This is a genomic window from Vibrio sp. R11-SG3-ISO3-SZ (genome assembly GCF_059834345.1).
Genome location: NZ_JCBDGX010000116.1, coordinates 1 through 20,641, shown reverse-complemented (window position 1 = coordinate 20,641; position 20,641 = coordinate 1). Strand labels below are relative to the sequence as shown.

General features: G+C 49.0%; 22 protein-coding genes and 1 tRNA gene. 10 read left to right on the top strand and 13 right to left on the bottom strand.

The window, feature by feature from the left end; translation table 11 throughout:
* The first annotated feature begins 8 nt into the window (after positions 1–8).
* Entirely contained in the window at positions 9–473 is a 465-nt protein-coding gene (locus AC6R1O_RS14485) for a threonine/serine exporter family protein (RefSeq protein WP_500657269.1), read from the top strand.
* A 35-nt stretch (positions 474–508) separates the two neighbouring features.
* Positions 509–988 carry a type 3 dihydrofolate reductase gene (gene folA, locus AC6R1O_RS14480; protein ID WP_500631455.1) on the top strand — a complete coding sequence of 160 codons (480 nt, stop codon included), beginning with the start codon at positions 509–511 and terminating at the stop codon, positions 986–988.
* Between the two features lie 142 nt (positions 989–1,130).
* Here folA and apaH read toward each other — a convergent pair whose 3' ends face one another.
* The 6 genes from apaH to lptD all read right to left on the bottom strand — a co-directional run bounded on the left by apaH (position 1,131) and on the right by lptD (position 7,931).
* Complete coding sequence (gene apaH, locus AC6R1O_RS14475) at positions 1,131–1,940, bottom strand: bis(5'-nucleosyl)-tetraphosphatase (symmetrical) ApaH (protein WP_500657268.1); 810 nt, start codon at positions 1,938–1,940, stop codon at positions 1,131–1,133.
* A 14-nt stretch (positions 1,941–1,954) separates the two neighbouring features.
* Positions 1,955–2,332 (bottom strand): Co2+/Mg2+ efflux facilitator ApaG/CorD, encoded by a 378-nt coding sequence (gene apaG / locus AC6R1O_RS14470; protein WP_500657267.1) that lies wholly within the window; start codon positions 2,330–2,332, stop codon positions 1,955–1,957.
* A 66-nt stretch (positions 2,333–2,398) separates the two neighbouring features.
* On the bottom strand, positions 2,399–3,205 hold the full coding sequence (rsmA, locus tag AC6R1O_RS14465) for a 16S rRNA (adenine(1518)-N(6)/adenine(1519)-N(6))-dimethyltransferase RsmA (RefSeq protein ID WP_334553605.1): 807 nt from the start codon (positions 3,203–3,205) through the stop codon (positions 2,399–2,401).
* Positions 3,206–3,217: 12 nt separating this feature from the next.
* Entirely contained in the window at positions 3,218–4,219 is a 1,002-nt protein-coding gene (gene pdxA, locus AC6R1O_RS14460; RefSeq protein ID WP_500657266.1) for a 4-hydroxythreonine-4-phosphate dehydrogenase PdxA, read from the bottom strand.
* Positions 4,200–5,495 carry a peptidylprolyl isomerase SurA gene (gene surA, locus AC6R1O_RS14455; RefSeq protein ID WP_500657265.1) on the bottom strand — a complete coding sequence of 432 codons (1,296 nt, stop codon included), beginning with the start codon at positions 5,493–5,495 and terminating at the stop codon, positions 4,200–4,202. The genes pdxA and surA overlap by 20 nt, the downstream gene beginning before the upstream one ends.
* A gap of 51 nt (positions 5,496–5,546) precedes the next feature.
* Positions 5,547–7,931: an LPS assembly protein LptD gene (gene lptD / locus AC6R1O_RS14450; protein WP_500657264.1), complete on the bottom strand. Its 2,385-nt coding sequence runs from the start codon at positions 7,929–7,931 to the stop codon at positions 5,547–5,549.
* A gap of 148 nt (positions 7,932–8,079) precedes the next feature.
* Between lptD and djlA the strand changes: the two genes are divergently transcribed.
* Positions 8,080–8,931, top strand: coding sequence for a co-chaperone DjlA (gene djlA, locus AC6R1O_RS14445; protein ID WP_500657263.1), 852 nt, complete (start codon positions 8,080–8,082; stop codon positions 8,929–8,931).
* A gap of 40 nt (positions 8,932–8,971) precedes the next feature.
* Here the strand turns inward: djlA and AC6R1O_RS14440 are convergent, their stop codons facing one another.
* The 6 genes from AC6R1O_RS14440 to rpsU form a co-directional block, all read right to left on the bottom strand.
* On the bottom strand, positions 8,972–10,282 hold the full coding sequence (locus tag AC6R1O_RS14440; RefSeq protein WP_500657262.1) for a methyl-accepting chemotaxis protein: 1,311 nt from the start codon (positions 10,280–10,282) through the stop codon (positions 8,972–8,974).
* 302 nt (positions 10,283–10,584) lie between these two features.
* A tRNA-Ile gene (locus tag AC6R1O_RS14435) sits at positions 10,585–10,660 on the bottom strand.
* A gap of 148 nt (positions 10,661–10,808) precedes the next feature.
* The gene (rpoD, locus tag AC6R1O_RS14430; protein WP_500631461.1) at positions 10,809–12,668 is read right to left on the bottom strand and encodes an RNA polymerase sigma factor RpoD; all 1,860 of its coding nucleotides are present in this window, start codon (positions 12,666–12,668) and stop codon (positions 10,809–10,811) included.
* Positions 12,669–12,766: 98 nt separating this feature from the next.
* A complete protein-coding gene (gene dnaG, locus AC6R1O_RS14425; protein WP_500657261.1) occupies positions 12,767–14,527 on the bottom strand; it encodes a DNA primase in 1,761 nt (586 codons plus the stop codon).
* Between the two features lie 102 nt (positions 14,528–14,629).
* Positions 14,630–15,073, bottom strand: coding sequence for a GatB/YqeY domain-containing protein (locus AC6R1O_RS14420; RefSeq protein WP_500657260.1), 444 nt, complete (start codon positions 15,071–15,073; stop codon positions 14,630–14,632).
* Between the two features lie 26 nt (positions 15,074–15,099).
* Complete coding sequence (rpsU, locus tag AC6R1O_RS14415) at positions 15,100–15,315, bottom strand: 30S ribosomal protein S21 (protein ID WP_001145625.1); 216 nt, start codon at positions 15,313–15,315, stop codon at positions 15,100–15,102.
* Between the two features lie 228 nt (positions 15,316–15,543).
* On the opposite strand from rpsU, the gene tsaD reads away from it, so the two are divergent.
* Positions 15,544–16,569 carry a tRNA (adenosine(37)-N6)-threonylcarbamoyltransferase complex transferase subunit TsaD gene (gene tsaD / locus AC6R1O_RS14410; protein ID WP_500626383.1) on the top strand — a complete coding sequence of 342 codons (1,026 nt, stop codon included), beginning with the start codon at positions 15,544–15,546 and terminating at the stop codon, positions 16,567–16,569.
* Between the two features lie 67 nt (positions 16,570–16,636).
* Here tsaD and plsY read toward each other — a convergent pair whose 3' ends face one another.
* Positions 16,637–17,233 carry a glycerol-3-phosphate 1-O-acyltransferase PlsY gene (gene plsY, locus AC6R1O_RS14405; protein ID WP_487902140.1) on the bottom strand — a complete coding sequence of 199 codons (597 nt, stop codon included), beginning with the start codon at positions 17,231–17,233 and terminating at the stop codon, positions 16,637–16,639.
* Between the two features lie 184 nt (positions 17,234–17,417).
* Here plsY and folB point away from each other — a divergent pair, with 184 nt between their 5' ends.
* The 6 genes from folB to ispF all read left to right on the top strand — a co-directional run.
* Positions 17,418–17,777, top strand: a complete 360-nt coding sequence (gene folB / locus AC6R1O_RS14400; RefSeq protein ID WP_500657259.1) for a bifunctional dihydroneopterin aldolase/7,8-dihydroneopterin epimerase — start codon at positions 17,418–17,420, stop codon at positions 17,775–17,777.
* Complete coding sequence (gene folK, locus AC6R1O_RS14395) at positions 17,774–18,271, top strand: 2-amino-4-hydroxy-6-hydroxymethyldihydropteridine diphosphokinase (protein ID WP_500657258.1); 498 nt, start codon at positions 17,774–17,776, stop codon at positions 18,269–18,271. The genes folB and folK overlap by 4 nt, the downstream gene beginning before the upstream one ends.
* Before the next feature lie 7 nt (positions 18,272–18,278).
* Complete coding sequence (locus tag AC6R1O_RS14390) at positions 18,279–19,082, top strand: undecaprenyl-diphosphate phosphatase (protein WP_500631465.1); 804 nt, start codon at positions 18,279–18,281, stop codon at positions 19,080–19,082.
* A 102-nt stretch (positions 19,083–19,184) separates the two neighbouring features.
* Positions 19,185–19,463, top strand: a complete 279-nt coding sequence (ftsB, locus tag AC6R1O_RS14385; RefSeq protein WP_334553629.1) for a cell division protein FtsB — start codon at positions 19,185–19,187, stop codon at positions 19,461–19,463.
* Positions 19,464–20,198: a 2-C-methyl-D-erythritol 4-phosphate cytidylyltransferase gene (gene ispD / locus AC6R1O_RS14380; RefSeq protein WP_500657257.1), complete on the top strand. Its 735-nt coding sequence runs from the start codon at positions 19,464–19,466 to the stop codon at positions 20,196–20,198. It abuts the gene before it with no gap.
* An 18-nt stretch (positions 20,199–20,216) separates the two neighbouring features.
* The coding region (ispF, locus tag AC6R1O_RS14375; protein WP_500657256.1) for a 2-C-methyl-D-erythritol 2,4-cyclodiphosphate synthase at positions 20,217–20,641 on the top strand (425 nt) is incomplete at its 3' end.

Below are 20,641 nucleotides of genomic sequence, written 5' to 3'. Positions count from 1 at the left end.
ATGTCGGAATGGAACTGTTGTTAGGTCTACTCAATGATATGTTGTTCGCTGCCATACCTGCGGTGGGCTTTGCCCTGGTGTTCAATGTGCCGCAAAAAGCCTTGCTGTATTGCGCGCTAGGTGGCGCGATTGGTCATGGCTCACGCTATTTGATGATGCAATTTGGCGTGCCGATTGAGTGGGCGACGTTTTTCGCGGCCATGATCGTCAGCATGGTGGGGATTGTTTGGTCACGCCGCTTTTTGGCGCATCCGAAAGTGTTTACTGTCGCCGCGTTGATCCCTATGGTGCCGGGCGTGTTTGCTTTTAAAGCCATGATTGCATTAGTGGAGCTCAACCATGTGGGTTACAGCCCCGAGTTGGTGGCTATGCTGCTCGAGAACTTTCTCAAGGCGATGTTTATTATTGCCGGATTAGCGGTTGGCTTAGCGATGCCTGGGTTGCTATTCTATCGCCGCAAACCCATTGTATAGCGTTGATATTGCGCAGTCTTGATTAGGAGTAGAGTATGATCATCAGTATGATCGCGGCGATGGCCCAGGATCGTGTCATTGGAAAAGATAACCAAATGCCGTGGCATCTGCCCGCCGACTTTGCGTGGTTCAAGCGCTGTACGATGGGCAAGCCTGTGGTGATGGGGCGTAAAACGTATCAGTCGATTGGTCGTCCTTTACCGGGACGAACCAATATTGTCATCAGTCGAGACAGCAGTTTGTCTATTGAAGGAGTGACGGTGGTAGCGTCGATTGAGCAGGCGCTTGCCGCAGCTGGGGATGTCGAGGAAGTGATGATCATCGGTGGCGGCTCCATCTATCAACACTGTCTGGCGCAAGCAGATAAGTTGTACCTGACCTTTATTGATGCCAAAGTAGAGGGCGATACTCAGTTCCCAGACTGGGGCGATGCGTATCAAGAAACCTACCGTGAAGCCTACGCTGCGGATGAGAAAAATCGCTACGATATGCAGTTTGTGGTGTTAGAAAAGTAGGGCAGTACTCTGGCGCGGACCATTCCCGTTCGCGCTCTTTTTACCTAATAGCGTTACCTAATAGCGCTTGCACTCGCCCATTTTGTCCCTAAGCTCCATCACCCATCACCCATCACCCATCACCCATCACCCCAGACCTCTACTATTTCTTCCCCGCTTCGACACTGTGGTAACGCTGCTTTTCCCAATGGAGTAAGGTCAGTTTTCCGCCCCACACACAGCCAGTGTCTAAGCCAATCACTTCCTTGCTCTGGTAGCCTTCTAAGGCCGCCCAATGACCAAACAGCACGGGCTTTTCCAGTGCGATGCGACTGGGCAGTTTAAACCAAGGCATCAATTCACCATCGCTCACTTGCTTTGGTGGCAGTTTGCAGGCCATGTCTAGCCGCCCATCGGCAAAACAAAATCGCATCCGCGTGAAAGCATTGATGGTGTAGCGATAGCGCTCTAATCCGCTTAGTGCGTTGTGCCATTTGTCTGGTTGGTTGGCATACATGTTTTCAATCAGCCAAGGCCAATCGTCACTTTTTAAAATCGCTTCCACTTCGGCGGCGCACGCTCTGGCCTCTGCGAGATCCCAGTCAGGTGAGATGCCCGCATGGCACATCACGAACTCGTCATGTTCTGCCAATAACGGCTGTTGTCTCAACCAGTCAAGCAGTGCCTGTTTATCGGGCGCATCAAAAATCGGCGCCGTTTTGTCTTTGTCTTTTTTCTTATGGATACCCAGCGCAACAGCCAGAAGGTGTAAATCGTGGTTACCGAGCACCACTTTGGCGCTCTCGCCAAGGCTTTGGACAAAGCGCAGGGTTTCCAGTGATTTGGGCCCGCGAGCGACCAAATCGCCGGCGAACCAGAGGGTATCTTTTTTGGGTTTGAATTTGATGTTACTGAGGAGTTGCTGCAATTCGTCAAAGCAGCCTTGAATGTCACCGACAATATAGGTAGCCAAACCGTTGTCCTAATTTAGTTAAGAATATTGGGCAGTGCGAGGCGAAAAGGCTCAATCTCGGCATGGAACTCACGGCCTTGCTCATCGTGCATTATGTATTGGCCTTGCATAACACCGACCGGTGTTTCGAGTGCGGTACCACTGCTGTACGTGTATTCATCACCGGCAGCGATAAATGGCTGCTGGCCGACAACGCCATCGCCTTCCACCGTCATCTGCTTGCCATTGGCATCGGTAATCAGCCAGCGTCGGCTGATCAATTGCACGGTCTGATTGCTGAGGTTTTTTATGGTGACCACGTAGGCGAAAATATAGCGCTTCGTGTGTGGTTGAGACTGCTCAGGGATATAGCGAGTATTGACCTGAACTTTGATGCAAGGGTCGACATCCATTTCACACCTCCAAAAAAGAAAAAGGGCGACAATGCTTGGCACTGTCCCCCCTTATACTAGATGATTTTATTGATGTTTTGCATCCAGCCAGTTGGCGAGGGAGACAAATTGCTGCAAGGTGAGGTTCTCTGGTCGCATGCCTGGGTTAATACCTAGCGCTTCAAGCGATTCTGCATCAATCAGTGACTTGTAGCAGTTGCGCACGGTTTTACGGCGCTGGTTGAAGCCTTCACGGCAAACGCGATCAAGCCAATTCAAGCTGGTCGCTGGGTAAGGCAGCGTCTCGTAAGGCACCAAGCGAACCACGGCTGAGTCGACTTTCGGTGGCGGAACAAACGCAGTCGGCGGCACTTCAAGGACCGGCACCACTTTGCAGTAGTATTGTGCCATCACCGTCAAGCGGCCGTATGCCTTAGTACCAGGGCCAGCAGCGAGGCGGTTCACCACTTCTTTTTGCAACATAAAGTGCATGTCTTGTACGTCTTTATGGTACTCAAAAAGGTGGAACATCAACGGCGTTGAGATATTGTATGGCAGGTTGCCGAAGATGCGCAGCTTGTTGTTCGGCTTAACGAGTTGCGAGAAGTCGAAACGCATCGCGTCGCCTTCATGAATGGTCAGCTTATCCGCCAGTTCAGGGTGATTGCGTAGGCGCTCTGCTAGATCGCGGTCAAGCTCGATCACGGTGAATTTATCCACTTCACGACCGACTGGCTCAGTGATGGCGCCAAGGCCAGGGCCGATCTCAACCAAGTTCTGCCCAGGTAGTGGGTTGATGGCCGAGACGATACCGTCAATGATGTATGGGTCGTTTAAAAAGTTCTGACCAAAGCGTTTACGTGCTTTGTGTCCTAAGTGGACATCGTTTCTCATAATGATCTCAAGTTAACTGGGTTTCTTTTCCACTAGCTCAATGGCATGAGCGAGTGCAGTTCTAAAGCTTCCTGTGTCCGCATCGCCTGTTCCTGCAAGATCTAATGCGGTGCCGTGATCAACGGAGGTCCTAATAAAGGGCAAGCCCAAAGTAATGTTTACTGAGCGCCCAAATCCTTTGTATTTTAGTACAGGAAGTACCTGATCGTGGTACATCCCTAATACGGCGTCCGCCTCTTCAAGGTATTTTTCGTTGAAGATGGTGTCAGCGGGTAACGGCCCGATGAGGTCGATGCCATCGCGCTCGCGTAAGCGCTCTAACGTTGGCGTTATCGTCTCTATCTCTTCTCGGCCTAAGCAACCGTCTTCACCAGCGTGTGGGTTTAAGCCACACACGTAAATTTTCGGTGATGGGATCGCAAATTTCTCGACCAAATCTTGGTGAAGAATATGGATGATGGCTTCCAAGCGTTCAGTGGTGACCGCTTTGGACACATACGCTAAAGGTATGTGTGTGGTGACAAGCGCGACGCGCAAGCCTTGTGTCGCCAACATCATGACCACCAGTGGCGTATTCGACTTTTCAGCGAAAAACTCAGTATGGCCACTGAATGCAACACCTGCACGGTTGATGACCCCTTTGTGCACAGGGCCGGTGACAATAGCATCAAATTCACTATTCATACAGCCCAAAGCGGCTCTTTCGAGCGTTTTTAGTACGTAGTGACCGTTCGTTTCATTGAGTTCGCCCGCAATGCAGGGGGCATCCATCGCAATGTGATCGACAATCAGCGTACCTTGACGTTGTGGGCTCGGATCGCTGCCTTTCTGATAATCCAGCAGCTCAACCTCAATACCGAGTTGAGCTGCGCGCTCGGCAAGTAAGGACTTATCGGCGCACACCACTATCTGATGAGTCCAACTCTCTTTGGAGAGCGCCAGAACTAAGTCTGGACCAATACCGGCAGGTTCACCGGCGGTGACTACGATACGTCTAATTGTCATCTTGCTCATCCTCAACCATTTCGACAAAGGCGCTGGCTCGGATCTCTTGAATCCATGTGCTGGCTTCTTCATTAAATTTTCGGTTGAACAATATGCGATACGCGCGGTTTTTTAGCGCGGAGTCCGTGCGGTCCACCTCGCGGCGATCGAGGACTTCGACAATGTGCCAACCATGAACGGTTTTAAACGGCGCACTGATCTCTCCAGCAGGTAAGGTGTCCACTTGGTGTTTGAACTCAGGGACGTAAAGATCTGAGGTTTGATAGCCGAGTTCACCGTCACGTGCAGCTGAGCCTGGATCTTGGCTGTATTGCTGCGCCATCTCACCAAAGGTCGCTTCGCCATTGTTGATGCGCTCAATGATGTCGTTCAGCTCTTTTTGCACCCCTTCATCACTGAGGATTACCGTCGGCTTAATCAGGATGTGACGCGCATTTACCTCGGTCACCGCCACGGTTTCTAGCCCTTTGACGTCGTCGATTTTGAGGATATGGAAACCGACACCACTGCGAAATGGACCAATGATGGTACCTTTGTTTTGCAAGCTAATTTGGTCGGCGAAGATGGTTGGCATCTCTTCTTTACGCATCCAGCCCCAATCACCACCTTCAAGGGCTTTCGGGCCTTTTGAATAGGTGTAGGCCATGGTGCTAAAATCTTCACCTTGATTGAGGCGTTCAACGAGCGTTGTCGCCTCTTTTTCTACCTCGGCTTTGTCTTCACCGTCGTCGACACGCAACTGAATATGGCTGATTTTGTATTGCACGGTGGCGTTGGTCTCTTGCGCGAGAATATCCGCTAGGTTATCGACCTCAGCCGGCAGAATGTTGATGCGGCGACGAACCAGTGCATTGCGTGCTTCGCTCGCCGCGATTTCTTTGCGGATTTGTTCACGAAATTCAGGATAACTCAAACCTTCACTGACAATAGCGTTGCTCAGTTCTTCGATGGTCTGGTTGTTGTTTTCGGCAATCTCAGCGATGGCTTGGTTAAGACGGTTGTCATCAATACGCACACCCAATCGCTCAGCTTCTTGCTGCTGAATGGTATCAACGATAAGTTTTTCCGTGACTTGTTCACGCAGCGTCGCTTCATCGGGTAACGCTTGGTTGTTTTTACGCGCGTTGGCTTTCAATGTTTTCAGTGATGCGTTGATGTCACTGTGTAAAATCACCCCATCATTGACGATGACAGAAACGCCATCCAGCTCAACCGGCTGCGCGTGAGCGATGGCAACTTGGCTCGCGGCAACAAGCGCGAGTAGGGTGTGTTTCAATGGTTTCATTAACATCCTATCCATTATTAGGCTCCTGCCGCCTTGCAGCAGGAGAGAGATTTAGTTGTTTAAGAAGAATGGGCGACCGTAGCCGAGGGAGTTGCCTGCACTGTCCATCCCTGCCATTCCTGAGCCTGCCCCAATATTTGTGCCAAAGCCGATAATGCCAAAGTTAACACTAAAGTTATTTTCATAGACAGGGTCTGAATCTGGATAACTTGAGAAGCTAGGATCCCAGCTATCCAGCTGATTGCTGTAGGTGAAGCCGATATACCAGCAGTCGTCGGTATAGTTCACTCTCGCCAGCCACTCCAATGCCTCGTTGGTCGTGACATCATGAAAGTACTGAGCACCTACACTCCAGTGGCGGGAGATATTATAGCTGGCCAAAATACCGGCTTGAGAAATACCTTCTTCGGTGATGCTGTCTAGGTCACCTAAGCTGTCGCCTAATGTTTGCTCAATATAGTCTCTCGTGACATATCGGTAATTACCTTGAAGGTAACCACCATTGAATCGATACTCCAATGTGCTGTTGGCGAGTTGTACCTCTTCCGCATCAATATCGTATTGGATACCACCATGATAGAACAAGAAATCATCATAGTTGAAATCCATTTCGACGGCCCATGCAGAGTAGTTGGATGTGCTATCAGTATCGCTATCAGTGTCACTATCCGTGAGAGACTGATTTTTTATGCCATTCTTCAAGTAGAAGATTTGTCCAAAAGAGACGTTCAATCTTTCTTTAAACTGGTCGTCTAAGAAACGAGTCGATGCACCGTAGCTAATTTGGTTAGCGTGAGCAATTTGATCAACACCACTGTATCGACGACTGCGAAATAAGCCGTAATAGTCGGTTTGCATCAAGGTTGTATCATATGTTGCGATGTCGCTTTGGTCTTGATTCGGGACGTAGACATATTGAATTTGTGGTTCTAGTGTCTGCGTATAACTGTCTAACACGACAGTATCTCGCTCCAGAATCAGACCTGCGTGAGTTCTAAATTCGGGTATTACACGAGACACGCTCTCTTCTAGTCCATAATAATCACTATCGGAGGAAGTGGTATCAACACCTTCGAGTTCTTGTTGATAGTAGGTACCTAGCAATCGTGCTTCGGTTGTCCATGAACCCCAAGTCGTACCAATAGGAATTTTGAATCCAGGCTCGACGTGTACGCGGGTGGCACTGGGCTTTCCGTCAGCGTCAGTGTCAAAACGGGATATGTGACTGATTACATCAAAGTCTAAATAGCGCAGCACTTCTGGCGCATAGTAGTTAAACTCCAGTTGAGGTAACAGTCGGTATGGAAGGCTGCTAGTACTTTCGGTTAATACTTGAAAGTCACGGGTGAGGATCGATGCGTCCCAAGAATCACTACGGTACGTCGCTTGTGCTTCTTGAATCAATTGCCCATCTTCTCTATTACCGATACTCGAGTCTACGTGGGAGAAATAGTAGATGTCACTGACTTTTGAGTAATCAACTTCAAACTTCCAATGCTGCTTGTAAATTCCATTGTGCTCCCATTGCACGCCCCAGCGATCGCTGTAGCCATCAGAGGTGTACTTCTTATCATCTGGCAAGTATTCCGATTTGATATTAGTGTTGCCCAATGTCGACAGATGACGGAATTCACTATTGAGTTGCGTCCCACGGTTTTGCATGTATTTGAGTGTGGTTTCGAGGTCATAGTTTGGTGCTAAGTTCCAGTAAAACGGCACCTCCATTTCAAAACCATCGCTTGAGCCGTATGAGACCGTTGGATACAAAAAGCCTGTCTTACGTGTATCTCCGATAGGTACGGTCAAATAAGGCAAGTAGAATACCGGCACATTGACGATTTCGAAACGCGGATTGTAGAAGGTCGCTTCTTCTTCGTTTTGGTCAACATCAATACTAGAGGCACGCAGTCGCCATGATTTATCACCTTCCGGGCAAGAGGTAATCGTACCGTCTTCGATTTCGTACATTGCCTTACCCGTCTTGGCCACGTAGACCGCTTCACCGCGCCCTGGCTCACACAAGAATTGATACTGGGTGTTCTCCAATGTCACTTCTTCTGTGTTGAGGTTGTTGGTGGCTTTCTCTGATATACTTTTCAGCTCACCGTCGCTGAACATCACGTTCCCTTCCGCAACCACGATGTTTTCTTGCTGGTGGAGGGTGACGTTATCGGCACGCATCTGCTTCTTGCCTTGAACGACCACAACGTTACCGCTGTAGGTGGCTTTATCGCCGTTGATCGCCTCTAAGCTGTCTGCTTCGACATTGATGGGATCTTGATTCGGGTTATCAGACTCAGGTTCGTTGATTAAGCATTGATCAATAGAGGGCAGTTCCTGCACACTATCGTCTACGGTTACTTCAGATAAGGCCTGAGGGACATAGAGCGCAGCGCCGATCGATGCGGCCAGTAAGGTGCGGGGGAAAAATGACATCGAGTTTTACTATCCTGTTGAACTTGATATATCCGGTGAATAGGTAACCGAATCTAAGATAAAACGGTCTTTATAATAAAGTAAATTGTGGCGTACGGCACTATCAGACCGCGTTGAGAAGAAAAAATTCAGAGGTTGAGAGCATATAATGCACATTTTCGGCAAAATCCTTGGCACTTTTTTTGGTTTTCTGTTTGGAGGACCATTTGGGGCGTTGTTCGGTCTTTTTCTAGGCCATCAGTTTGATAAAGCACGCCGTTTAAGACAGGCGGGGTTCAATAGCGGCTTTGGTGAAGGACCAAGCCAAGCGCAGCGCCAAGAAGAGTTTTTTAAAGCGGCGTTCTCTGTGATGGGGCACGTTGCGAAATCAAAAGGGCAGGTCACTCGCGAGGAGATCCAGCTGGCTTCAACGATGATGGATCGCATGAACCTGCATGGTGAGCAGAAATTAGCGGCACAAGAAGCCTTCAGAGAAGGAAAAAGCGCAGATTTCCCATTGGAGCGAGTCTTAGAGCGTGTCCGCATCTCAACCGGAGGTCGTTTTGATTTGCTGCAGTTTTTTCTCGAGTTACAACTATCTGCAGCGTTTGCGGATGGCGAGATTCACCCGGCAGAGCGCAATGTCCTGCACAAGATTGCACAAGGTTTGGGGTTTTCATCAGAACAACTTGAGCAACGCCTTCGCATGCAAGAAGCGGCGTTTCGTTTTCAACGCGGGGGTTTTGGTGGCAGCAATGGTGGGCACTATCATCAATCTGGCGGGCAGTGGCAGCAAGCGAGTACCGCAGATCAACTGAGCGATGCCTACAAATTACTGGGTATTGACAGCAGCGCTGATGCCAAAGCGATCAAGCGTGCCTATCGTAAACTGATGAATGAGCATCATCCAGATAAGTTGATGGCGAAGGGCCTCCCCCCTGAAATGATGAATGTCGCGAAAGAAAAAGCGCAGGAAATTCAAAACGCTTACGACTTGATTAAGAAAAGCAAAGGCTTTTAATGAAATTACGTGCCCGACGCTGGTCGGGCACATATCCTTATCAATCTTTGACCAGTTGCGTCACCGTATCTGCAACGTTCTGCGCTCCTTGTCGAATCTCGTCAATCAGGGCTTGTGTCTCCTGCAACTGCTGGTTGCATTCGACGACTCTCGCTTGAATCTGCGCCATGGTTCCCTCAGATTCTGAAGTCAACTCACTGTTGCGCTTAACAATATTCCCTATCTCATCGGTCGCTTTCGTTGTATTCGCTGCGAGGTTTCGCACCTCGTCAGCAACAACCGCAAACCCGCGGCCAAACTCCCCTGCGCGTGCGGCCTCTATGGCGGCATTCAGTGCGAGTAAGTTGGTTTGATCGGCAATGTTGGAGATGGTGGTGACAATGTGGGTAATTTGTTGCGATTGCTCCGTCAGTTTCCCCATTAGAGTGGAAGCGGTACTGACTGATACGTCAATTTGATTGGCGACATCGGTCGCGGTACCTAGCGTTCGAGCGCCATCATTGGCAATGTCTAAAGTGTGAAGCGAGGTCTGCTGAGCCACCTTAGAGGCATCTCTTATAGCCTGCTGATGAAGAATTCGGTCAGTGATATCACTGGCAAATTTCACCACACGCACCACCTTGCCATGACGATCAAAAACAGGGTTGTAGGTCGCTTCTAACCACAGTATCTCACCGTGCTTGTTACGTCTTTCAAAGAGCCCGCCTTTGAACTCGCCTTTGGCTAGTGAGGGCCAAAAATTTGGATTGTTGTGGATGAAATCTTCGCTACAAAAAATGTGGTGATGCTGACCTCGAATCTCAGAAAGCTTATAGCCAACACAGGCGCAGAAGTTATCGTTGGCATTGATGATTTCCCCTTTTGGGGTAAATTCAATATAGGCCATGGATTTTTTAAGCGATTCAAAAATGGCTTCTTGATTGTCTAGGCGGTGCTTTTTCTCCGTGACATCACTAGCGACTTTGATCACTTTGACCACTTTATTATTGTCATCTTTCACGGGAACGTAGGTCGCCTCAATCCAAATCTCTTCGCCCCCCTTACGAAGGCGTCTGAAGGTGCCTGTCTGAGGCTGTCCATTGGCTAGATCGCGCCAAAATTGTTGATAATCGGAAGAAGAGGTCAGGATCGAATCACAAAAAAGGCGATGATGTTTACCCTGAACGTCACTCAATTGGTAGCCGAGTGCGTCGAGAAATAAGTGATTTGCGGTGATGACATGACCGTCAGGCTGAAACTCAATGTAGGCAACGCTGGATTTGATGGCGCTGAACACTTGCGCAGAGGTACGCATTGCATTGAGTTCAAGATCAGTGTAAGCAGAGTCTTTACGGCTGCGAAAAAATAGCATAAATGGCCTCATTGGCACCAACAGGGTGCGTTAGGTCGATGAAATATAAATAGGTTTGCTACTTTCTAATGAGTGCTTATTATCAAACTAGCCGAAAAAGCTGACGCGTACTTATACTAACTTAGTTTATATGTGGCGCAGATTCAAAAAATGTCTCGTTTTTAAGAGTTTGAAAAATTAGCGTTTACTAATGTTTAAATCGAACCATACGAGAGAGCTGTAGTATGATTAGAGAGGACACGACAATTAAGTATGGGATCTAAAAAGGCGAGTTAACCTTTGGTTACTCGCCTTTTAGAATTTGGTGGCCCCTCCCAGACTTGAACTGGGGACCAATCGATTATGAGTCGACTGCTCTAACCACTGAGCTAAGGGGCCGTAGGGCATCGATTATAGGGGAAGCCCCCGAAGCTGTCTAGCCGCAAGCATGGCTAAATGCGCTTAGTTTTTATTCACTTAAGTCTACCCATAATAAAAAAGGTGAGCGCTTGCTCACCTTTTCATCAATCATGCGTCTTAGCGTGAATTACTCATCCAAGAAGCTGCGCAGAGTTTCTGAGCGGCTAGGGTGGCGCAATTTACGTAGCGCTTTTGCTTCGATCTGGCGAATACGCTCACGCGTTACATCGAACTGCTTACCGACTTCTTCCAGAGTGTGGTCTGTGTTCATGTCGATACCAAAGCGCATGCGCAGTACTTTTGCTTCACGAGGTGTGAGGCCGGCCAGTACGTCTTTGGTGGCCACTTTCAAGCTGGTGGCGGTGGCAGAATCGAGAGGCAACTCAAGCGTGGTGTCCTCGATAAAATCACCTAGATGTGAATCTTCATCATCACCGATCGGTGTTTCCATTGAGATTGGCTCTTTGGCGATCTTCAGCACTTTACGGATCTTATCTTCTGGCATCTGCATGCGCTCAGCCAACTCTTCCGGTAGGGGCTCACGACCCATCTCTTGCAACATTTGACGAGAGATACGGTTGAGTTTGTTGATCGTTTCGATCATGTGTACCGGAATACGGATCGTACGTGCTTGGTCTGCAATCGAGCGAGTGATTGCCTGACGAATCCACCATGTTGCGTAGGTCGAGAATTTGTAACCACGACGGTATTCAAATTTGTCGACCGCTTTCATTAAGCCGATGTTACCTTCTTGGATAAGATCCAAGAACTGTAGACCACGGTTGGTGTATTTCTTCGCAATCGAGATAACCAGACGTAAGTTCGCTTCCACCATCTCTTTCTTCGCACGGCGAGCTTTCGCTTCACCGATCGACATACGGCGGCTGATCTCTTTGATGTTTTGCACCGTCAAAGAGGTCTCTTCTTCGATCGCTTTTAGCTTCATGATCGAGCGGCGGATGTCGTCTTCGCTGCGACGAACTTTCTCTGCGTACGGCTTGTCAGAAGCAAGGATCTCATCAAGCCAAGCGTCGCTAGATTCATTGCCGGTAAAGAGCGTAATGAACGATTTCTTCGGCATTTTGCCGTATTCAACGGCCGCTTTCATGATTAGACGTTCTTGAGTACGAACGCGCTCCATCGAGGTGCGAAGTTCATCGACCAAGTAGTCAAACTGCTTCGGCGTCAGACGGAACTCTTTGAATACGTCGAGGACGAGTTCATGAGCGATTTGCGCTTTCGGACTCTCTTTGCCGTACTCGTTACAGGCGAGCTGGAAGTTCTGGAAGGTATTACGCAGCGACGTGAACTTCTCTAGTGCAAGCTCAGGGTCGATGCCAGTATCTTCTTCAGAGTCATCGTCATCTGAATCGTCCTCATCGTCATCCGCATCTTCTTCGTCTTCATCTTTCAAGTCAGACTGTGCGAGCTCAGAGCCGATGTGCGTCGCCGTCGGTGCTGTGGTCTCTTCTGCATCTGGATCAACAAAGCCAGTAATGAGATCGGTAAGACGAAGCTCTTCCGCTTGTACTTTGTCGAACTGCTCAAGAATGTATGGGATAGTGCCTGGGTATTCGGCAACAGCGTTTTGAACTTGGTTAATACCGTCTTCAATACGCTTAGCGATGTCGATTTCGCCCTCTCGAGTCAGAAGTTCAACCGTACCCATTTCACGCATGTACATGCGAACTGGGTCAGTTGTGCGGCCAATTTCGTTCTCTACGCTAGAAAGCGCCGCTGCCGCAGCTTCTGCTGCGTCTTCATCGGTAATGGTGTCATCATCATTCAATGCAAGATCATCGGCATCGGGCGCCGTTTCGACGACTCGAATGCCCATGTCATTGATCATCTGAATGATATCTTCAACCTGCTCGGAATCAACGATTTCTGCTGGCAGGTGGTCGTTTACTTCTGCGTAGGTCAGATAGCCTTGTTCCTTGCCTTTAATGACAAGTTGTTTCAGCTGTGACTGCGGATTTTGATCCATAGACGGTATCCAACTTAGTATCTGGTGAAGGAATTAGTATGCGAGTTGCAAACCACACATAATAACAAATTAATTGATTGCTGACTAATTAAACAGGGTTACGCTTTCAAATCTAGCATCAACGCTAGCAGCTCCCTTCTTTCTTCGGCTGATAAACCGACACTTCTTTCTTTGGCCTGCAGGTTTTCAATTTGTTTTTCGACGCACTGGGCCAGTATTCTGTCCAATGAGTCTAAAAATATATCTTGCTCGTTATCTTCATCGAGCGGGATTTCCCAGCTCGCTAAACGAGACAGTAGCGCTTCATGGCTCGTATTTCGCCAGGTCTCTAACAACTGGCCTGTGTTGATATTGGGGTGCTGATGACAATATTCAAGCACCTGGGCAAATAAACTTAAACCGGGTACGGGTAACTCTCGGACGCTCGATAAATCCGGTACCATTTGAGCATAGCTCGGATTTTGGATAAGCAAAGCGATCACCTCACGCATGGGTGTACGTTTGATCTCTTTGTGTGGCTGAGGTCGAGTTTCGCTTTGCTTTTTGCGCGGTTGTCTAAGCTGATTATCGAATCCGGTTCGCTCGTCGAGCAATTTTTCTAGCAGTTCTTGAAAATACGGGTCTGGAATCTTATCGATCAGGCTACTGGCGTGCGCGCGCAGTGCTGACTTGCCCTCGTTTGAACCTAAATTGAGGTTGTGAATCTCAATCAGATTATCAAACAAGTAACTGGAAAGCGTCGTGGCCTGCTCCATTTGTTGCTCAAACGCTTCTTTACCGTATTTACGTACGTAACTGTCTGGATCTTCTCCGTCCGGCAGGAAGAGAAACTTCAGTGTGTTGCCTGTTTTTAGGTACTGAAGGGCATTCTCTAGAGCGCGCCATGCGGCTTCTTTACCTGCTCGGTCACCGTCATAACAACAGACCACGGTATGGGTTTGTCGAAACAAAAGCTGGATATGATCACCGGTCGTTGAGGTGCCAAGGGACGCTACGGAATAATCAATACCATATTGCGCGAGGGCAACCACGTCCATATAGCCTTCAACCACGAGGATTTGTTTCGGCTCTCGATATGCCTGCATGACTTCATACAAGCCATAGAGCTCTTTGCCTTTGTGGAAAATTGGCGTCTCTGGCGAGTTGAGGTACTTGGGCGTGCCTTCGTCAATAATTCGGCCACCAAAGCCAATCACCCGCCCGCGTCGGTCACGAATCGGGAACATAATACGCCCGCGAAAACGGTCGTAGCGGTTGCCTTTGTCGTTCTCAATCAACATGCCGCCACTGACCAGCATGTCTTGGGTCGCTTTATGCTGACCAAAGTTCTTGCGCACTAAATCCCATTCGTCGGCGACATAGCCAATGCCAAATTTCTGCACGATTTCGCCAGAGAGGCCGCGCTGCTTAAGGTATTCAATCGCAGGCTTGCTGCTAGAGAGCTTAAGCTGGTCACGATAAAACTGCGCGATGGTGCCCATCAAATCGTAGAGGTTGCGCTTTTGTTCGCTGCTGGCTTGCGGTTGATTGCTTCGGTTGAAACGACCATCTTGGCGCTGCTCTCTAGGGACATCTAAACCTAGGAATGAGGCAAGCTCTTCAATGGCTTCGACAAATTCGAGGCGCTCATACTCCATCATAAAGTCGATGGCGTTGCCATGCACACCACAGCCAAAACAGTGGTAAAACTGCTTCTCTTGCGACACGCTGAATGATGGGGTCTTTTCGTTATGGAAAGGGCAGCACGCGCTGTAGTTTTTGCCTTTTTTCTTAAGTTTTACTCGTGCGTCTATGATGTCGACGATATCCAGTCGAGCAAGCAGATCATCAATAAAACTACGAGGAATGTGTCCTGCCATAAAACCTTAGAAAAATGCACTAACTAAACAATTGGGGGATAGATACAAACAAGCCGCGCATTCCGAAGGATAGCACGGCTTGTTGTAATAGGCTTGGGTGTGTTAAGCCAGTTTAGTGCGAACTAAACCGCTCACTTTACCCATATCTGCACGTCCTTGAATCTGTGGTTTTAGAACGCCCATTACTTTACCCATGTCTTGCATGCCCGCTGCGCCTGATTCAGTGACTGCATTGTCAATCAATGCGACAACTTCGTCGTCGGTCAGTGGTTGAGGCATAAAATCCTCAAGTACCGTAATTTCGGCTTTTTCTGCATCCGCAAGGTCTTGGCGACCCGCTGATTCATATTGAGCGACAGAATCGCGACGCTGTTTAACCATTTTCGTCAACACAGCAAGAATGTCGTCGTCGTTAAGAGTGATCTGTTCGTCGACTTCACGTTGCTTAATTGCTGACAAAGCTAAACGGATAGTGCCAAGGCGCAATTTGTCCTTGGCTTTCATCGCTAATTTTTGCTCTTCTTTGAGTTGGTCAATCAGAGCCATAACTAGAATCCTTTAGGACTTAGCTATTAGTACAGGCGAACGCGACGAGCGTTTTCGCGAGCTAGCTTCTTAGCGTGACGCTTTTGAGCTGCTGCTTTAGCGCGTTTGCGAACTGTAGTTGGTTTTTCGTAGTGCTCACGACGACGCACTTCAGAAAGGATACCTGCTTTTTCGCAAGAGCGTTTGAAACGACGTAGTGCAACGTCGAACGGTTCGTTTTCACGTACTTTAACTACTGGCATATGCCTTTCACCTCAGGGGTTAATTCGTTAATGCTGACTTCACAGTACCTGCTCAGTTGCAAGGCCTACAATCAGCTTGATCAAAAATGGTGCGGAATTTTAATCCGATCACATTAGCTTTGTAAAGCCTTTTATTGTTTATACACTGTACAAAATTTGTTTGCAGCGCGAAGGCAAGGTAAGATTGCGCCAATTTTGAAATTGAGAGAGAGGCATCCAGGGTAAACCATGCGCATTATTGGTATTGAAACCTCGTGTGATGAGACAGGCATAGCCATTTACGATGATGAGAAAGGGCTGCTTTCCCATCAACTCTACAGCCAAGTTAAGCTTCATGCTGACTACGGCGGTGTTGTGCCTGAGTTGGCCTCTCGCGATCACGTTAAAAAGACGATTCCGTTAATTAAAGCGGCGATGAAAGAAGCGGGCGTCACGCCAAAAGAGATTGATGGTATTGCTTACACCGCTGGCCCAGGTCTTGTGGGGGCGCTGCTGGTTGGGGCGACCATTGGTCGCAGTCTCGCGTACGCTTGGGGTGTGCCAGCCGTGCCCGTACATCATATGGAAGGGCATTTGCTCGCGCCGATGCTAGAGGAGAACCCGCCGCCGTTTCCGTTTGTTGCGGTGTTGGTCTCAGGTGGCCACTCGATGATGGTCGAAGTAAAAGGGATTGGCGAGTACAAAATCTTGGGTGAGTCGATTGATGACGCCGCGGGTGAAGCCTTTGATAAAACAGCAAAACTGATGGGGCTAGACTACCCAGGTGGTCCGCTGTTGTCGAAACTGGCCGAGAAAGGCACGCCGGGGCGATTTAAGTTTCCGCGCCCTATGACGGATCGTCCGGGCCTGGATATGAGCTTCTCTGGTTTGAAAACATTTACGGCCAATACGATTGCTGCCAATGGCGATGATGAGCAAACCCGAGCGGATATTGCCCTAGCGTTTGAAGAGGCCGTGTGTGCGACGTTAACCATCAAATGTAAGCGAGCGTTGGAACAAACTGGCTTTAAGCGCATCGTTATTGCCGGTGGCGTGAGTGCGAATAAGCGTTTGCGGGCTGATTTGGCGGCGCTGGCGAAAAAAATTGGTGGGGAAGTCTATTATCCGCGCACGGAATTTTGTACCGATAACGGTGCGATGATCGCGTTTGCGGGCATGCAGCGCCTTAAAAACGGCGAAGTAGCAGATTTGGCGGTTCAAGCGACGCCGCGATGGCCCATCGATACTCTGCAACCACTGCGCGGCGCAGAATAATCGCGGCATTCTTGGTTCCGTTCAATGGAATATATCGTGTTTAAAGGCTTCTTGGTTGAAGCCTTTTTTATGCCTGCTTCTTTTCGCCCACTTTGGGCTCGGTGCCAGCAAACAGGCGTTTAATGTTTTGATGATGACGCAAGACAATCAGACAACACAGCATGGCGACTGGCAAGGTGTACTGCGGCTTGACCATCCATGTATAAAACGGTGCCAGCAGCACGGTGACAATCGCCGCTAACGAAGAGTAGCGAAAGATCAGCGCAACGCTGAGCCAAGTGGCGATGATCATGCCTGTTAAATCCAAACCGATAGGGGCTATCGCACCTAATGCCGTGGCCACGCCTTTCCCACCTTTAAAGTGGAAGAAGATAGGGTACATGTGACCCAGACAGGCAGCAATTGCAACAACACCAAGAATGATTGGATCAATGTGTAAAAAGTACCCACCCCATACTGGAATGGTGCCCTTGAGCATGTCGCAGAGTAATACCGCGATAGCGGCTTTTTTGCCCCCAATACGCAACACATTAGTGGCGCCGGGGTTGTGTGAGCCTTGCTTTCTGGGGTCGGGGAGTTTGAGGAGACGACAAATCAGCACCGCACTTGAGATTGAGCCTAATAAATAGGCGCAAATGATCAAGATGAGGGCAAGTGGTGTCATTCGAATTCACTCATAGTCAGCAAGGGTGAGGTAAACCAGTCATTGATATTCTGTTGCGTTTAACTGGTATCATATCGCGGCTTCGCGACTTAAACTACTGACACTGAACGCCAGAGCAGTAAAATAGTACGACTTTTTATGAGAAATGGGTATCCGACCTCTCCTCGGATCAAACAGGACAGCAGTGACCATGGATAAAGTATTTATTGAGCAGTTAGAAGTCATCGCCACCATTGGCGTGTACGACTGGGAACAACAAATCAAACAAAAATTGGTGTTGGACATTGAAATGGCGCACGACAACCGCCCCGCAGGTAAAAGCGATGATGTGGTGGACGCCTTAGATTACGCCAAGGTGAGTGAAGCGGTGTTGAACCACATTGAGCAAGGCCGTTTTTTGTTAGTTGAGCGTGTGGCGGAAGAGGTCGCGGAGTTAGTCATGACCACCTTTAATGTACCCTGGATTCGCATTCGACTAGCCAAGCCGGGCGCGGTGGCACAGGCCAAAGCTGTGGGTGTGGTGATTGAGCGAGGCAAGGCATGATCACCGCATACATTGGCGTCGGTTCCAATGTGGAGAGAAAAAAGCACATCAAGGCGGCGATTGATGAGTTACGCCATTTAGGCCAAGGATTAAGGCTGTCGACCATTTACGAGTGCCCGTCGGTCGGATTTGACGGAGACCGTTTCTATAATTTGGTCGTTGAGTTGCAAACGACTGAAAATCTGACAAAATTTTCACGCTCTCTGCGCGATATTGAGCTTAAATGGGGCCGCTGTGAACACGCAGAAAAATTTCAGCCTCGCACTATCGATCTGGACATTCTGCTGTTTGGTGATGAAGTTTCTGCGCAATCGCCCCAGATTCCGCGCAAAGACATTTATCACTACGCGTTTGTTCTCAAACCATTGGCGGAGCTTTGCCCCGATAGGGTCATTCCCGGTGATGGCCGACAAGTGCAAGAACTCCAGCAACAACTGAATTTAACCACGTCATTGACCGCCGTTCCGATGTGGTTCGATGACACCACCCAATGAGATATCCATGAGTTATTTTGAAGCCTTCATTTTGGCCTTGATCCAAGGTCTGACCGAGTTTTTGCCCATCTCCAGCTCTGCGCACTTAATTTTGCCTTCCGCCATTTTAGGTTGGGATGACCAAGGCTTAGCGTTTGATGTCGCGGTACACGTGGGTACGTTAGCGGCGGTCATTATCTATTTCCGCCAAGAAGTGGTGACACTGCTCTCGTCCTTTTTTGCGTCCATTTTTAGAGCAGAGCGCAGCAAAGAAGCCAAATTGGCGTGGATGATTCTATTAGCCACGATTCCGGCCTGTATCTTCGGGCTACTGATGAAAGACATCATTGAGATCTACTTGCGCAGTGCCTGGGTGATTGCCACCACCACCATAGTGTTTGGTTTGTTGCTCTGGTGGGTGGATAAAACCGCCACGCTGACCGATGATGAATACCAAGCGGGTTGGAAAAAGGCGCTCTTTATTGGTCTTGCGCAAGCGATGGCGATGATTCCGGGTACCTCACGTTCTGGCGCAACGATGACGGCAGCGCTCTATCTAGGCTTTACTCGCGAAGCCGCGGCGCGTTTTTCGTTTTTGATGTCTATCCCTATCATTCTTCTTGCTGGCGGTTACTTAGGTCTTAAGTTGGTGATCAGCGGTGAGCCTATCCACACTGGTTTCCTATTAACGGGCATTGTCACGTCATTTGTCAGCGCTTACCTCTGTATTCACTTCTTCTTGAAGCTGATTTCAAAAATGGGTATGACGCCATTTGTGATTTACCGTTTGCTTTTGGGTGTCGGTTTGTTTGCTTTTCTGCTGACTCGCTAATCCCACTCTTCTCAGACCACATAGACAATCCGTACCTCGCTTGAGGGGCAACATTGTGATATATATGTGGTCTTTCTTTATCTCTCATCTTTGATTGACAGTATGCGTGTTTTTGCTCTGACTCTATTGCTGATTTTAGGCTGGCTACAATATGAGTTGTGGCTGGGTAAGAATGGCGTGGCCGACTACCAAGCGGTCAGTGCAGAAATCGACGTTCAACATCAAGTCAATGCGAGCCTCCAATCTCGCAACAATGAAATGTTCGCCGAAATTGACGATTTACGCCAAGGACTTGATGCCATCGAAGAGCGTGCTCGGCATGAACTGGGCATGGTGAAAGAAGGGGAAACCTTCTATCGCATCATTGGAGAGGACAATTAAATGTCAGACAGCCATTTTGCTGGCAAAATTACTGCCATTGTCCCCGCTGCGGGCGTGGGCAAACGCATGCAGGCGGATCGTCCCAAGCAGTATCTAGAAATTTTGGGTAAAACCGTTCTTGAGTACACCCTCTCGCGTCTACTTTCTCACCCAGATATTGAGCATGTTGTCGTCGCGATTAGCGATGGCGACCCTTACTTTGAACAGCTGCCCATTGCGACTCACCCCAAGGTGATTCGTGTCAGTGGTGGTCGTGAGCGCGCTGATTCTGTGCTGCGTGGGCTCGAGTATGTTTCTCAGCATCAGATGTCACCGTGGGTGTTAGTGCATGATGCAGCCAGACCTTGTGTGAAATTAGCGGATATTTCTCATCTGATTGAGCGCTGCTTAGCTGAGCAAATCGGAGGCATTCTAGCCATGCCGGTACGAGATACCATGAAACGAGCAGCTCATCACAACGCCGTCAGCAATACGGTGGATCACACCGTTGATAGAGAAGGGCTATGGCATGCCCTGACACCGCAGATGTACCCGACTCACACCTTGACCCAAGCGCTGAGCAAGGCGTTGCAATCTCAGGCCGTCATTACGGATGAAGCGTCCGCGATTGAGTGGAGTGGCGGAGCATCACTGCTGGTACCTGGGAGCGGCGATAATATTAAAATCACCCAACCAGAGGATCTGGCTTTGGCAGAGTTTTATTTGCAGAGGGAACAGACCCTTTGCCTCGAATAAATGAAAGGACATAACACGATGATTCGAATCGGTCACGGTTTTGACGTGCACAAATTTGGCGGAGAAGGCCCAGTCATCATTGGCGGTGTTGCCATTCCTTATGAGCAAGGTTTGATTGCTCACTCCGATGGCGATGTGGCGATGCACGCACTGTGTGATGCACTGTTGGGCGCGATTGCTGCCGGTGATATTGGTCGCCATTTCCCTGATACCGATGATGAGTGGAAAGGTGCGGACAGCCGTTTTCTTCTGCGTGATGTGTACCAAAGAGTACAAGCGCAGGGGTATGTGCTGGGTAATGCTGACATCACCATCATTGCCCAAGCACCGAAAATGGCGCCATATATCGAATCGATGTGCCAAACCATCGCACAAGATTTGGACACCGACGTCACCAACATTAATGTCAAAGCGACCACCACAGAGCGTCTCGGCTTTACTGG

Bases quoted from the DNA above. Each gene is read 5' to 3' on its own strand.
- djlA (WP_500657263.1), top strand. From the start codon at position 8,080: ATGCACATTTTCGGCAAAATCCTTGGCACTTTTTTTGGTTTTCTGTTT.
- pdxA (WP_500657266.1), bottom strand. From the start codon at position 4,219: ATGAGCAAGATGACAATTAGACGTATCGTAGTCACCGCCGGTGAACCT.
- rsmA (WP_334553605.1), bottom strand. From the start codon at position 3,205: ATGAGAAACGATGTCCACTTAGGACACAAAGCACGTAAACGCTTTGGT.
- lptD (WP_500657264.1), bottom strand. From the start codon at position 7,931: ATGTCATTTTTCCCCCGCACCTTACTGGCCGCATCGATCGGCGCTGCG.
- AC6R1O_RS14420 (WP_500657260.1), bottom strand. From the start codon at position 15,073: ATGGCTCTGATTGACCAACTCAAAGAAGAGCAAAAATTAGCGATGAAA.
- tsaD (WP_500626383.1), top strand. From the start codon at position 15,544: ATGCGCATTATTGGTATTGAAACCTCGTGTGATGAGACAGGCATAGCC.
- rpoD (WP_500631461.1), bottom strand. From the start codon at position 12,668: ATGGATCAAAATCCGCAGTCACAGCTGAAACAACTTGTCATTAAAGGC.
- apaG (WP_500657267.1), bottom strand. From the start codon at position 2,332: ATGGATGTCGACCCTTGCATCAAAGTTCAGGTCAATACTCGCTATATC.
- surA (WP_500657265.1), bottom strand. From the start codon at position 5,495: ATGAAACCATTGAAACACACCCTACTCGCGCTTGTTGCCGCGAGCCAA.
- folK (WP_500657258.1), top strand. From the start codon at position 17,774: ATGATCACCGCATACATTGGCGTCGGTTCCAATGTGGAGAGAAAAAAG.
- AC6R1O_RS14485 (WP_500657269.1), top strand. From the start codon at position 9: ATGGAACTGTTGTTAGGTCTACTCAATGATATGTTGTTCGCTGCCATA.
- AC6R1O_RS14390 (WP_500631465.1), top strand. From the start codon at position 18,279: ATGAGTTATTTTGAAGCCTTCATTTTGGCCTTGATCCAAGGTCTGACC.
- AC6R1O_RS14440 (WP_500657262.1), bottom strand. From the start codon at position 10,282: ATGCTATTTTTTCGCAGCCGTAAAGACTCTGCTTACACTGATCTTGAA.
- rpsU (WP_001145625.1), bottom strand. From the start codon at position 15,315: ATGCCAGTAGTTAAAGTACGTGAAAACGAACCGTTCGACGTTGCACTA.
- plsY (WP_487902140.1), bottom strand. From the start codon at position 17,233: ATGACACCACTTGCCCTCATCTTGATCATTTGCGCCTATTTATTAGGC.
- ispD (WP_500657257.1), top strand. From the start codon at position 19,464: ATGTCAGACAGCCATTTTGCTGGCAAAATTACTGCCATTGTCCCCGCT.
- folA (WP_500631455.1), top strand. From the start codon at position 509: ATGATCATCAGTATGATCGCGGCGATGGCCCAGGATCGTGTCATTGGA.
- dnaG (WP_500657261.1), bottom strand. From the start codon at position 14,527: ATGGCAGGACACATTCCTCGTAGTTTTATTGATGATCTGCTTGCTCGA.
- ftsB (WP_334553629.1), top strand. From the start codon at position 19,185: ATGCGTGTTTTTGCTCTGACTCTATTGCTGATTTTAGGCTGGCTACAA.